Source organism: Bifidobacterium sp. UMB1197, from assembly GCF_030217745.1.
GTDB classification, from domain to species: Bacteria; Actinomycetota; Actinomycetes; order Actinomycetales; family Bifidobacteriaceae; genus Bifidobacterium; species Bifidobacterium vaginale_B.
Genome location: NZ_JASOOL010000005.1, coordinates 133,271 through 146,751, shown reverse-complemented (window position 1 = coordinate 146,751; position 13,481 = coordinate 133,271). Strand labels below are relative to the sequence as shown.

General features: G+C 47.7%; 9 protein-coding genes. 5 read left to right on the top strand and 4 right to left on the bottom strand.

Going from position 1 to position 13,481, the window contains the following annotated elements; translation table 11 throughout:
- The first annotated feature begins 608 nt into the window (after window positions 1–608).
- From QP420_RS04560 to QP420_RS04545, 4 genes are all read left to right on the top strand, one after another.
- The gene (locus QP420_RS04560) at window positions 609–1,940 is read left to right on the top strand and encodes a hypothetical protein (RefSeq protein ID WP_481616663.1); all 1,332 of its coding nucleotides are present in this window, start codon (window positions 609–611) and stop codon (window positions 1,938–1,940) included.
- A 75-nt stretch (window positions 1,941–2,015) separates the two neighbouring features.
- Complete coding sequence (locus QP420_RS04555) at window positions 2,016–2,528, top strand: hypothetical protein (protein ID WP_481616662.1); 513 nt, start codon at window positions 2,016–2,018, stop codon at window positions 2,526–2,528.
- 477 nt (window positions 2,529–3,005) lie between these two features.
- Window positions 3,006–3,992, top strand: coding sequence for a site-specific tyrosine recombinase XerD (gene xerD, locus QP420_RS04550; RefSeq protein WP_481616667.1), 987 nt, complete (start codon window positions 3,006–3,008; stop codon window positions 3,990–3,992).
- Between the two features lie 86 nt (window positions 3,993–4,078).
- A complete protein-coding gene (locus QP420_RS04545) occupies window positions 4,079–4,918 on the top strand; it encodes a ParA family protein (protein ID WP_060787370.1) in 840 nt (279 codons plus the stop codon).
- A gap of 110 nt (window positions 4,919–5,028) precedes the next feature.
- On the opposite strand, the gene QP420_RS04540 is transcribed toward QP420_RS04545, so the two are convergent.
- The 4 genes from QP420_RS04540 to QP420_RS04525 all read right to left on the bottom strand — a co-directional run bounded on the left by QP420_RS04540 (window position 5,029) and on the right by QP420_RS04525 (window position 10,130).
- Complete coding sequence (locus tag QP420_RS04540) at window positions 5,029–6,459, bottom strand: hydroxymethylglutaryl-CoA synthase (RefSeq protein WP_481616661.1); 1,431 nt, start codon at window positions 6,457–6,459, stop codon at window positions 5,029–5,031.
- Between the two features lie 121 nt (window positions 6,460–6,580).
- Window positions 6,581–7,906 carry a hydroxymethylglutaryl-CoA reductase, degradative gene (locus QP420_RS04535; RefSeq protein WP_481616660.1) on the bottom strand — a complete coding sequence of 442 codons (1,326 nt, stop codon included), beginning with the start codon at window positions 7,904–7,906 and terminating at the stop codon, window positions 6,581–6,583.
- A 164-nt stretch (window positions 7,907–8,070) separates the two neighbouring features.
- Window positions 8,071–9,339, bottom strand: coding sequence for a thiolase family protein (locus tag QP420_RS04530; protein WP_481616659.1), 1,269 nt, complete (start codon window positions 9,337–9,339; stop codon window positions 8,071–8,073).
- Between the two features lie 206 nt (window positions 9,340–9,545).
- Window positions 9,546–10,130, bottom strand: coding sequence for a xanthine phosphoribosyltransferase (locus QP420_RS04525; RefSeq protein WP_464405470.1), 585 nt, complete (start codon window positions 10,128–10,130; stop codon window positions 9,546–9,548).
- A gap of 234 nt (window positions 10,131–10,364) precedes the next feature.
- On the opposite strand from QP420_RS04525, the gene QP420_RS04520 reads away from it, so the two are divergent.
- Entirely contained in the window at window positions 10,365–13,292 is a 2,928-nt protein-coding gene (locus QP420_RS04520) for an ATP-dependent helicase (protein ID WP_481616658.1), read from the top strand.
- Window positions 13,293–13,481 lie beyond the last annotated feature (189 nt).

Genomic DNA, 13,481 nt, shown 5'->3' with positions numbered 1-13,481 from the left:
TTATTTTCTTTTCTTCCCGGGATTGAAGTAAAGGCTTGCAGGGGTTTTGGGTGTTGAGCGTGTTGCTTTCGGTTTTGAATGCTACTAGGGGCTTTTAAAACCGAAAGCTTTTTTGTTTATTTTCCCGAGAATGTTGTTCAAAAACGTCAAAATCAGCTACAAAAAGCGCAAATTTTTCCCGACTTTGTAGTTCTAAACGCCAAAATTAGCAACATTCTCGGGAAAATTTTCCCGACTTTGTAGCTCTATGTGCCATTTTGAACTACAAAAGCGGGAAGATGTTTGTGAGCGCGACACGCGCGAAAGTCTTTCCTTAAAAAAACCTGGGAAAATTCTTTAAAAACCTTGGAATATGTATTTTTACGGCTTATTTGCTGTTTATGTGTAAAATTTACGGTAAAAACTCTTAATTTAGTAGATTTACAATAAAATATTTAGAACAAACCTTAACGTTAGCTGAATGTTTGGTTGATTTTCGCCATAGCATGCTGTATCTTTTAAGTCAGTTACCAGTGAATCCCTAGTTCACGGGGAACTACGCGGGAAACCGCAAAGGCAAATTTTTCTCTGCGCCCCTAACGCAGAGGAGAAGAAGAAAGGAAATTAAAATGATGAATAAGAAGGCTATCGCCGCTTTCGCTGCTGGCGCAACTTTGCTTGCCGGCTTCGCAATGGCCACCCCAGCATTCGCTAAGGATGAGGCTGCTAAGTGCACTCCAGCTGCTGCTGCTGAGATTGCTAATCTCAAGCAGGCTGTTACTGATGCTAAGCGTGCTGTTTCTAAGGCCGAGCGTACTGTTGCTGATGAAAAAGATAAGTACGAGGAAGGCACCGAAGCTTACAACACTGCTAAGGGTCTTGTAGATACTTTCAAGCAGGCTGTTAAGTCTTACAAGGAAGCCAAAGAGGCTGTTGATGGCGCTAAGGCTGATGCTAAGAATAAAGGTGCTTTGGAAGATGCTGCTAAGGGTGCCGCTGATGCAGTAAACGATGCTGCTGCAGCTGTTAAGAAGGTTAAGAAGTTCGAGAATGGCGCCTTCACTAAGCTTGATTATACTACAGCACTTCCAGATGCTCCTAAGGATGACGCGTTCGATGCAACTCTTAAGACCCTTGAAGTCAATAAGCATGATATTAATGAGGCTAAGACAGCTTTGGCTGATGCTCAGGGTAATTTGCAGGATGCTCAGGAGAAGCTTGCTAAGGCTCAGTGCAAGGATGTTCCTGCTGATCCAGAGCATAAGGATCCAACTCCAACTCCAGCTCCTGCTGGCTCTAAGGCTGAGCATGTTGCTAAGTTGTATGGTTTGAAGTCCGTGCTTGATGATGCTGAAGGCAACATGAATGGTAAGCTTAAGACTTATCATGAGCTTTTCGCTAAGCTTTCTTCTGTTAAGGCTGTGATGGATGCTGCTAAGGCTGATTCTGATGCTGCCGATCAGGCTGTTCAGGATGCTTTGGCTGCTGGCTTGAATACTTCTAATCCTTCTGCTTTCAAGGATTTGACTGAGCGTGCTGCTCGTGCTCGTGCTCATTATCTTGGCGCTCAGAAGGATTACAACGAGGTTAAGGCTGCGTTTGATAAGGCTTATGCTGAGGCTGTTACGGCTTCCGCTGCTTACAACAAGGCTTTGGAAGCTTACAAGAAGGCTATTAATGCTGCTTTGGCTGATGGCGTGAAGCTTCCTGGTGATCTTCCAGTTTTGACTGATCCTTTGGCAGAGCTTAACTTGCCTGTTCCTGCTGGTGTTCCAACTCCTGTAGTTCCTGGCCAGCCAGGTCAGCCAGGCCAGCCAGGTAAGCCAGGCAAGCCTGAAGTTGAGAAGAAGAAGAATGATGGCAAGAAGTTGCCAGGCACTGGTGTTGGTGTGACTTTGACTGCTTTGGCTGCAACCATGCTTGCTGGTATGGGTGCTGCTGTTCGCAAGGCTCGTCACTAAGCACTGCGCGCATTGGCTGACGCATAGCCTCTCGCGCTTGTAGTGCGGTGTTTTGCAGACGCCAATGTTACACTTATGGTGGTTGTAGGTTCTCCTGCAGCCACCATTTTTATAACTAATTGCAATAAATTAATCACAATTATTAGAATCGAGGCAGCGCAGCCTATGTTTTTTAAAAATCGTAATTCGCAAACTTACAAGATTAAAATTTGGATTATTTCGACAAGTCCATCATTTAAAAGAGGGAATAGTATTTTTTCAATAAAAAAATATTATGCGAAGAAGATTGTTCCTATAAAAAATAATAAGCAAAAGTTAAAAGAAGAACTCTGTAGTGTACGTAGAGTGTATAATTGGATTCATATAATGAATGATTCATTTAATTTTCCCTTCAGTATTTCTTTTATCACTTTATTATTCAGCTTGTTGAGTGATAAAGTTAAGACTTTTCTTTTTTTGAATTCATTAAATGAAATTTATTGGGCTATTGGAGTAATACTAGTTTTAATTATTGCAATGAAATCATTTATTACGTATCTGGAGGCTCATACTTATGAAAAAATGATGCTTATTAAAGATTTGTTGTAGCATATGAGCCACAAAGGAAAATGGACTCATTCTAGATTTACTCAGCAAGTTTATTATTTAGTAATTATATTGCATATTTTTGTTTTGTTTGTTAAACGGGGTGCCACTGTAGCGTGCGCCCCGTTTTCATGCACACGCCGTAAATACAGTACAATCGCACCACATCGTATCGCTTATGAAGATTTTTGCGCATTTAGCAACTCAAACCAGCGCGCAAAAATGGCCACTTTGAGAGCATTTATTAAGACTTTTAGAACATTTTTGTTTTCAATTAACGGAACTTGAATATGAAAACTTGAGATTCCAAAATGGAAGCTCAAGTTCCAAAAGATAGAGGTATTTATGTCATTCGTCGCGCGCGAGAATGTTGTTCAACACGGCAAAATCAACAACAAAATCGCTCGCGCATTATGCAGATCGAAGTCGTCGATTCGTGCGGCATATAATTAGGGTATGAACGAATCGCAGCAACCGCGCATAAATCAATCGCCGCAGTCGCCATTTTTCCCAAAAATTCAGCAATTTATAAACCACATAAGCGTGGAGCGCGGGCTTTCGCCAAAAACCGTTGAAGCCTACCAGTCGGATCTTACAAAATACACCAACTGGCTGCGCGATGCCCGAAAAATCAACGATGTTAACAAAATAACGCAGCTAGACATTGAAGAATACGTGCGCGCAATGGCAGCGCAAAACTTAGGGCCGCGCACTGTCTCGCGGCGAATCGCCAGCATCCACGAGTGGAATAAATTCATGCTTTCCAACGCGCAAATTGTAAGCGACCCTTCTGCAGAAGTCAAAGCGCCTAAGCAAGCGGAGCATCTTCCAGACGTGCTCAGCATTAGCGAAGTTGAGCGCGTAATCGATGCTGCTGGCGGTTTTGGCAGCACGGATGCCGTCTCTTTGCGAGACCGCGCGCTTGTGGAATTTTTGTACGCGACTGGCGCGCGCGTGAGCGAGGCGGTTGGCTTAAAATTTGAGGATATTGATTTGGCGGAATCGGTTGTGCGGCTTAGCGGCAAGGGGCAAAAGCAGCGGCTTGTGCCGATTGGAAGGTGCGCGGTTTGTGCGTTGCGCGATTATTTAGATAAAGCTAGGCCGATTCTTGCGGAGCGAGCTGGGAAGTCGCAAGCAAAGTCGCAAGTAAACTCGTTATCAAAATCCGCATCAAAATCCGCCAATTCTCACATGATTTTCCTCAACAAACGCGGCAAAGCGCTTTCTCGCCAATCCGCATGGGAGGCGATTTCGCACGCTGGCAAGCTGGCAAAAATCGGCAAAGAATTGCACCCGCACACGCTTCGTCACTCGTTTGCAACGCATCTGATTTCGGGCGGCGCCGACGTGCGCACGGTGCAGGAGCTGCTTGGGCACGCGTCCGTTACAACAACGCAGATTTACACGCATATAAGCCCCGCGGCGCTTATGGAGGCGTATGCTATGAGCCATCCGCGCGCAAGGTAGGTGTGATATACGCCGCAGTGTAGGTGTTATATTCTCCGCCGCATTACACAAATCCACTGAACATACCTTTTGCTAAACTAGAGCGTATGCCTACTGATTTACTTGGACGCGAATATGAGACTTTCCGCGCGCCAGATGCGCTTACAACGCACGGTCCTGCGCGCATTATTGCTATGTGTAACCAGAAGGGTGGCGTTGGTAAAACCACCAGCTCCATCAACATTGCTGGAGCGCTGAGTCAATACGGTAGGCGCGTTTTGATTGTTGACTTCGATCCGCAAGGCGCTGCAACGGTGGGGCTTGGGATTAATGCCAACGCGCTTGACAACACGGTTTACACGGCGCTTTTTGATTCTTCTGTAGACGTGCACGATGTGATTCGCCACACGGCCACCGAAAACATTGACGTTATGCCTGCAAACATTGATCTTTCGGCAGCCGAGGTGCAGCTTGTTACCGAGGTTGGTCGCGAGCAGATTTTGGCTGGCGTGCTGCGCAAGGTTCGCAACGAATACGACGTTATTATTATTGACTGCCAGCCTTCGCTTGGCTTGCTCACCGTTAACGCGCTTACGGCGGCGGATGGCGTGATTATTCCTGTTGCGGCGGAGTTCTTTGCACTTAGAGGCGTGGCGCTGCTTATGCAGTCGATTGAAAAGGTGCAGCACAGAATTAACCCAGATTTGCAGGTGTTTGGCGTGCTCGTTACCATGTTTACGCGCACTTTGCACAGCGAAGAGGTTTTGCAAAGGATTTACGAGGCTTTCCAGGGGCGCGTGTTGCATTCTGTGATTTCGCGTTCGATTAAGCTGCCGGATTCTACTGTTGCGGCGGTTCCGATTACGATTTTTGCGCCTGAGCATAAGACGGCGAAGGAGTATCGCGAGGTTGCGCGCGAGCTGATTGCTAGCGGCGTTGTTGCGTAATCTTTGTTGCGTAGTTTCTGTTGCGCGCGTGGTTTAGAGCTGCGAAGTGCGTCAATTTTTCCCGACTTTGTACGTGATTTAGGCCAAATTTGGTACAAAATGCGGAGAGACTAAATCGAAAGATAGCGGCGCTCTTGAGACGTGATGGAGTCAAGAACGAATCGCACGCCACTTCGATGATTTTGGCTGCTGGCAAAATCTTGCGGCGAATAAGGCGCCGCGCTGTTAAACATCGCCTCGTATTGCGAAACGCTTAATTGCGTGCGATTGTTTAGCGCTTTTATGTGTTGATTGGAAAACAGCGCATCTCGCCAGCCTGGAACGAGCGTTGCGCTAAAGAATTCTGCAACAGCGCCCGAGCCGTAGGAGAACAAGCCGATTTTTTGGCCTGGGAGTAGGGGAGATGGGCATGTAGGTGGTTCGTTTGTGTGTGCTGCGGAAGATAAGTCGCAAGCAACCGCAGGCGAATCGCCAACAGACTTTGATGAATCGCCAACAGACTCTGATGAATCGCAAGAATTCCTAAAATAATCGCAGTCAAGTAAAGAAATTAAGCCCAAATAGAGCGAGCCGGTGTAAATATTTCCGATTCGGCGACTGTACTTAGTGCTGTCTTGGTATCGCGCAAGAAGACGTTCGCGCGTGTCGCTTGTAGGAGACATGCCCGAATTTTCCTCAAACCCAGCTCGAAGCGCTTTAAGCCCCATTTTTGTGTATGGAAGATGGAAGCAAATCGCCGCAAAATCGTTGAAATTGCAGGCGTTTTCTGCACTGTACCGCTGCCACACATCGCAGAACATATTGATGTATTGCTCGGTTGAAAACTTTCCGCGCGCTAAAGCTGTGCTTTGATACACTGGCCTCCAAAAATCCTGGATTTCCGCCGATTTTACCACGCTGTCATCGTTGATTTGCAACACGCGCGGATTCTCGCTTACAAGCATCGCCACAGCTCCAGCGCCTTGCGTTACTTCGCCAGGAGTGCCAACGCCATAGCGCGCAATGTCTGCCGCAATTACCAAAACCTGCGTGCCTGGATGCGCCAAAATGTAGTCGCGAGCCATCATAAGAGCCGCAGTTGCGCCGTAACACGCCTCTTTTACTTCCACGCAGCGCACCCACGGGCTAAGGTTTAGAAGCTTGTGAACGTAGAGCGCGCTGGATTTGCTGGCATCTACGCCGCTTTCTGTGCCAACAATCACCATTTTTAGTCGGTTGTTATCAATGCTTGGCAATAGCGGCAGCGCGGCTTGGGCGCCAAGCGTTACAATGTCTTGGTGGTTTGGCGGCACTGCTTGCTGGCTTTGGCCTATGCCGATTGTGAATTTATTTGGGTCGATTCCGCGCGCAACTGCCAGGTCCTCCATGCTTAGGTAGCAGTTTGGAGTTGCGAAAGTTATACGGTCGATGCCAACTTTTGGCGGAATTTTTTGCGTGTTGGGCGTGTTGGGTGTGTCTGGTGTTTTTTGTGAAGTGTTGGGCGTGTCTGGTGTGTTGAGTGTGCCTTGCGTGTTGTCTGGCGTATGTGAAGTGTTGCTCATGTTTCCTGCTTTTTAAGGGCGATTTTTTTTAAGGACGATTTTAGTGGTGTAAATTTTACGGCGCGGAAGCTTCCGACTTTTCCTACGGAAAAATGGCCATTAACCGCACGTTTACTCGGTTTTACGTGTTCTTGCGCTTGCGCAAATCCTCAAGAATTATTCTTGCAGAACTTGTGTTCAAATCGGAAGAATTTTCGTTTAGAAGCGCTTGCGCAACTTTTTGAATTTCGTCTCCATGCGCTCCAGAGGCAATAGCGATGTTTGCGGCCTGAAGTCGCATGTGGCCAGCCTGGATTCCAGGGCCAGCGAGCGCGCGAAGAGCCGCCAGGTTTTGCACGAGTCCGACGGCGGCTAGAACGTTGCGAAAATCGTTGGCGTTATTGACTTTAACAAGCTGCAACGCGACTTTTGACATTGGGAGAGAGGCGATTGCGCCGCCCACCGTGCCGATTTGCAGCGGGATTTCGATGCGGCCGTAAAGAATTTGGCCGTTATTTTGCAAGGTCCACGTTGAAAGCGGCATGTAGCGGCCGGATCTTGCGGCCCATTCGTGCGCGGCGGCTTGTAATGCGCGCGTGTCGTTGCCCGATGCTGCGGCTGCGGCCACTATTCCGTTTAGGATTCCTTTGTTGTGGGTGGCTGCGCGCTCCGCGTCTACGGCGGCCAGGGAGCTTAAGGCGGCGATGCGGCGCGCAAGGCGCGTGCCTTCGGCACCTCCAGCCGCGCCATCTTTTGCGCCAGACACAAGCGCTTCTACGGGTATGCGCGCTTCGGCAACTGTGGCCACGCGGCTGGAGTTGGCAAGAATTGCCACCAGCGCCTTGCGCCCAACCCAGCCTTCCAGCTGGGTTTTAACAGCTTCGCCAATGGTGTTTGCAATGTTTGCTCCCATTGCATCGCAAGTGTTTATGTCTAGTGTTAGCTTGGCGAAGCCTGTTAACGCCGCCGCCTGCGCGCGTTCTAATCCGCCGCCGCGTTGGTATATTGATGGGTGCGCGGAGCGCGCAACCTCACTAATCGCCGTGCGTTTTGACTCGTCGCGCATTATGCTATCTAGTTTTTTGGCCACGCTTGAATCCGCGTCTTCAAAAACAATCTGCGCGCGCGTAACGTAATGAGCGCTGTGAGCCGTAACGCCGTTTTCCAGGCTTTTTGCCGCGATTTTTGCACCGTTGCATGCAGCAGCGATTACGGACGGCTCTTCTGTGGCCATCAGCACGTTTCGCGTAACGCCGTTCACTTTTAGGCCGCGCACAACGCCTACGGGCAGGCTGAATCGCCCGATTTGGTTTTCAATCATGCTGTTTGCAACGCTTGCAGGAATGTTCGTTTCGCCACTTTGCGCTAGCTGTTCCAGCAGCAGCTGCGCGCACTCGCCGCTAAGCGCACCTTCTGATTCCAGCGTTTTTATGCGCTGCTCTACGCTTAATTCCCGAAAAGCTGCCATGTTTCTCCATTTTTTTTTTGACGCTAATTTTTATTTTTTTTTGGCGCTATTTTTTGACGCCATTTTTACGATTTTTCACTTTTGCAATGTTGCTTTGGCGCCATTTTTCAAGTCGTAAGCAACCGCGCGTGTCGCAACACACCGCACGTATCGCATTGCTACGTCTACTTTCGCATCTTAACTTGCATGCTCACTCCAATTCCGCCGCCCACGCATAGCGCCGCAACGCCGTTTTGCATGCAATTATCTTTAAGCGCGTAAAGAAGTGTTGTTAAAATCCTGGCTCCGCTAGCGCCAAGTGGGTGACCGAGCGCGATTGCACCGCCTCTTATGTTCAATTTGCTTTCGTTAATGTTCAGCTGTTGGCAAACGGCTATGCTTTGCGCGGCGAACGCCTCGTTAATCTCAAAAAGATCAATGTTTTCAACGGTGTAGCCCGTGTTTTTTAGCATGCGCTCCATAACGTGTTTTGGCGCGTAGCCCATAAGGTCTGGGCTGATTCCACCCTCCGCAAATCCCACGATTTCTGCCAAATAGTCGATTCCATGCGCGATTGCGTAGTCTTTGCTCATTAAGACGAGAGCTGCGGCGCCGTCGTTGATTCCACTTGCATTTCCAGCGGTTACAGTAGGAGAGTGTTTTGCGCTAAAATCCCCCTCGCGCATTCCATTCGCCTCGCGAGTTTCATCCCCCTCGCGCATTCCATCAGTTTCGTACGCGCCAAAATCCGCCTTAAACAACGTTTTAAGCTTAGAAAGCTTCTCCATAGACGTGTTTGCGCGCGGATGCTCATCGCGGCTAATCACGGTTCCGTCCATAAGCTTTACAGGCACAATCTCCGCGTCAAAATCGCCGTTATTTTGCGCAAAAACGGCTTTCTGGTGCGATTTTAGCGCAAAAGCGTCTTGCTGCTCGCGTGTTATACCAAACTTTGCAGCCACGTTTTCCGCGGTAACGCCCATTTCTTTGCCCGTAAAAGCGTCACAAAGTCCGTCTTTTTTTAGGCCATCAACCAGCGCGCTGTTGCCGTAGTGAAGTCCACCAAATCGCACGTTTTGCGCGTAAAACGGCACATTGCTCATGCTTTCCGTGCCACCAGCAACTACAACTTTTGCATCTCCCATGCAAATCGCCGACTGCGCAAGGCGAATGGCTTTAAGACCAGACCCGCAAACCTCGTTGATTGTCATTGCGCAGCTGGACTCATCCAATCCAGCGCTAAGGGAGATTTGTCGCGCAACGTTTTGGCCGCTGCCTGCCTGAAGCACGTTGCCAAAAATCGCCTGATCTACGGATTTTGGGCTGATTCCTGCGCGTTCGATTGCGGCTTTTGCTGCGATTGTTCCCAACTCAACCGATGTGAGCGATTTCAACGCGCCTCCGAATTTTCCTATCGGTGTGCGCGCTGCGCTTACAATCACAACATCAGTCATACGTTTAGCCGCCAATCAGTTGAAAACTAGCCGATTAAAGCTATCTCGATTAATCATTTTATTGAAAATTATCCTGTTGAAACCAGCTCATTTAAAATGATAGATTTCAAACACTGACCGAACTACTTTATCGTATTTTTACGCAAAATTGCGATTTGTGAAGAATTATGTTTAATTTTTTCACAATTTGCGCACAATCTTATCAACTAGGCTTGGCGGAAGGTGATCGACCCATCGCTAGGATCCATCGAATCCACAATCGCCAGCGAATCCAAGTCGTATCCAGCTGTGCGCAACGCATCTCCGCCGCCTTGGAATCCCTTTTCAATCGCAATGCCAATTCCAGCAACCGTGGCTCCAGCGTGGTTGCAAATGTCAATCAACCCTTGTAAAGCCTTGCCATTGGCCAAAAAATCGTCCAAAATCAAAACGCGGTCGTCTGCGCTCAAATATTTTCTAGACACAATTACAGGGAACTCGCGCTGTTTTGTAAACGAGAATACGGTAGACACGTATTGATCGCCATCCAGGTTGATTGATTGCGCTTTCTTTGCAAAAACCACTGGGACGTTGCCAAAATGACGCGCCGCAACGCACGCGATTCCTATTCCCGAAGACTCGATTGTTAGGATTTTGTTGATCTGCGTGTTTTTAAAATGCTGCGCCCATGCGGCTCCCATTGCGTCAAAAAGCGCGCAATCACACTGGTGATTAAGGAATGCATCGACTTTCAAAACATTTCCTGGCTTAACAATGCCTTCTTTTTGGATGCGTTCTTCCAGTTCTTGCACGATTATTCCTTTCTAGTGGCGCTGTATTTTGCGTGTGCAGCGTGTATTTGTATAGCTTACCCCCCGCTTTGACTCACTTTATGAACAACGTTTTAAGCGTTCATCCAAATCGCTTAGACCGCGCGAGCGATTTCCCGACTTTGTAGTGCAAAACGCGCGATTTGTGTTTGGCTGGGGTTCGTTAAAATTGGTTAGAGTTTAATTTTGCGATTTGAAACACAGGAGCGAGGGGCTTTGAGCAAATACGGTTACGACTTTGATTTGTTTGGCAATCCAGAAGATGCCAGTGAGCAGAGCGATGCTTCTATTTACAAAGATGCCGACGAGCAGAGTGATGCTTCTGTTAGTGATGCTTCTGTTAGTGATGATATGACGAGCGAAGTTTCTGATTCTACGGTGGCTGGCGATTTTTCCGTAGATTCCGCTCAAACTGCACAACCTGCTCAACCTGCACCAATCGCGCAATCTTCCGCTGCTCAATCCTCCAACATCCCCGAAATCAACCCGCAAACGCTCTTAGAAGGCCTAAATCCACAGCAATCCAAGGCGGTTCAATACACTGGCCCCGCACTTTTAATCGGCGCGGGCGCAGGCAGCGGCAAAACGCGTGTTCTTACGCGCAGAATCGCGTGGATTTTGGCTAATCGCAAGGCGTGGCCGAGCCAGATTCTTGCAATCACGTTTACAAACAAGGCGGCCGCGGAAATGCGCGAGCGCTTGGCAGGCCTAATCGGACCTGCCGCAAACAGCATGTGGGTTTCTACTTTCCACTCTGCTTGCGTTAAAATTCTTCGCGCTCATGGCGATTCAATCGGCTTAAAATCAGGCTTTTCTATCTACGATTCAGCCGATTGCGAGCGTCTTGTTAAAATAATCGCATCCGAATTGAATATTGATATCAAAAAGTTTACGCCGAAACTTTTATTGTCTAAGATATCTGATTTTAAAAATAATTTGGTTACATGGCAAGAAAGCCTTAAAAATTACGCGCCAGATTATAAGCCAGGCGCTTCTGTATCTGGCGTATCTGGCTTTAATTCTGCAGGCAATTCCAACCATGCCGCCGCGCTTTACGCAGCCGTTTACGCGGAGTATCAGAGTAGACTTAGCGCGTCTAATGCGGCCGATTTTGACGATTTAATTATGCTAACGGTTAAGCTTTTGCGCCAAAATCCGCAGGTTAGCGCGTATTATAAGCAAAAGTTCCGCTACATTTTGGTGGATGAGTATCAGGATACTAATCACGCGCAATACGTTTTGATTCGCCAGCTTGCAGGCGTTGATGATAATGCTGTTGATGATAATGGCGCTGATGATAATGGTGTTGATTCCTCCCAGCTTCCGCATTCTTCAGTCACGTCAATCACGGTTGTTGGCGATTCCGACCAGTCGATTTACGCTTTCCGCGGCGCAGATATTCGCAATATTCAAGACTTTGAGCAGGATTTTCCAAACGCTACAACAATTATGTTGGAGCAGAATTATCGCTCTACGCAAACAATTTTGGACGCTGCAAATGCCGTGATTTCCAACAACACTAATCGCAAGCCTAAAAAGTTGTGGACGTCTTTAGGCAAAGGTTCGCCAATTGTCGGTTATGTGGCAGATAACTCGCAAGGCGAGGCGGCGTGGATTGCCAAAGAAATTGCGCGCCTGGCAAGCGAAGACGGCGTAAATTACTCGGATATTGCGATTATGTATCGCGCAAATTCGCAATCGCGTAGCTTAGAAGATGCGCTTATTAAGTCGGGCTTGCCTTATCAACTTGTTGGCGGAACTAAGTTCTATGAGCGCCGCGAGGTCAAAGATGCGCTTGCTTACTTGCAATCTATTGCAAACCCTGATGACGATGTTAATATGCGCCGCATTTTAAACGTTCCAAAGCGTGGTCTTGGAGCGCGTGCGGAGTCGATTATTGCGCTATATGCCCAGCAAAATTCTATCAGTTTTTGGGCGGCTCTTAGCAATATAGACAAAATCGAACAAGACGGTGGCGTTCCTGCAAGAACTGCAAACGCTCTTAAGAGTTTTAGGGATCTTATTAGTTCGCTTATTGACTTTATGAAAGCTAATGATTCCAAGCCTTCTAAGGTTGTAGAGAACGTGCTTAACGAAAGCGGACTGTTGCAGGATTTGCAAGAATCTAAAGACCCTCAAGACGAATTTAGGGTAGATAATTTGTCTCAATTGCAATCGGTTGCAGCCGAGTATGAGCAGAATACGCCTGATGCTAATGTTGCTGGTTTTTTGGAGACTACGGCTTTGGTTGCGGATTCGGATCAGCTTCCAGACCAGGGCGAAGATACTGGAAAAGTTACGCTTATGACACTTCACACGGCTAAGGGCTTGGAGTATCCTGTTGTGTTTTTGACTGGCATGGAGCAGGGCACTTTCCCTCATTCGCGCTGTGTTGACAATCAAAAGGAGCTTTGCGAGGAGCGTCGTCTTGCATACGTTGGCATAACTCGCGCTAAGAAAATTTTGTACGTTACTTGGGCTGCTGAGCGTTCACAATGGGGCAAGTCGGAGGAGATGATTCAAAGTCAGTTTTTGGACGAGATTCCTGCAGATTTGATTTGCTGGAAGCGCACAGAAGCGGCCGTTATGCGTGCTGGACTTAGGGGAGTGGGCAGAGATTTTGACGCTGATTTTGACTCCGATTTTAGCGATGACGGCGGTTGGGATGACGATTCCTACACCACTTATGGCGGCTCGAGCCACGGCGGATCTCGCTACAGCAAGTCGCGCTATGGCAAGTCGCTCTACGGCAATTCATACAGTTCAAAGTCCAGCTATGGCAATTCGTATGGCTCTAGTTCGTATGGTAACTCATACGGCAAGTCGTACGGCTCAAAGTCTGGCAAAGTCACTACTCGAATCGCAAGAAAATCGAGCGCATCGTACCAGAGTCAACCATCCACCTCAAATTTGCAATCGTCCGCATCGTCATTATCTTACAAAAAGCAGAGTTTGCAAGAAAAAGACAATCACCTAGACATAAATGATTTTCACGAAGGCGACAAGATTTCGCACGACACCTACGGCCTTGGAACTGTTCTTAAAACACAAGACAAGGGCAGAAACTCGATTATTACGGTTGACTTCGGTTCGGACGGCGTAAAGCGACTTATGCTAAGAGTTGCTCCAATAGAGAAACTTTGATTTTTGACATTAAGAAGGCTAAGTAATTTTTGTTGCCAAACTTGCGACTAATCGTAAGATTACCGCTAAAAAATGGCATATCTAAACATTATTACGTTTTAGCGTGGGCGCGATTATACAGAATAACATCACTTTTTCAAGTCTTGATTTAGTACTTGATGCTTGAAAAAATGGAAACGCAAACATACT

Bases quoted from the DNA above. Each gene is read 5' to 3' on its own strand.
- QP420_RS04560 (WP_481616663.1), top strand. From the start codon at position 609: ATGATGAATAAGAAGGCTATCGCCGCTTTCGCTGCTGGCGCAACTTTG.
- QP420_RS04530 (WP_481616659.1), bottom strand. From the start codon at position 9,339: ATGACTGATGTTGTGATTGTAAGCGCAGCGCGCACACCGATAGGAAAA.
- QP420_RS04540 (WP_481616661.1), bottom strand. From the start codon at position 6,459: ATGAGCAACACTTCACATACGCCAGACAACACGCAAGGCACACTCAAC.
- QP420_RS04545 (WP_060787370.1), top strand. From the start codon at position 4,079: ATGCCTACTGATTTACTTGGACGCGAATATGAGACTTTCCGCGCGCCA.
- QP420_RS04535 (WP_481616660.1), bottom strand. From the start codon at position 7,906: ATGGCAGCTTTTCGGGAATTAAGCGTAGAGCAGCGCATAAAAACGCTG.
- QP420_RS04555 (WP_481616662.1), top strand. From the start codon at position 2,016: ATGGTGGTTGTAGGTTCTCCTGCAGCCACCATTTTTATAACTAATTGC.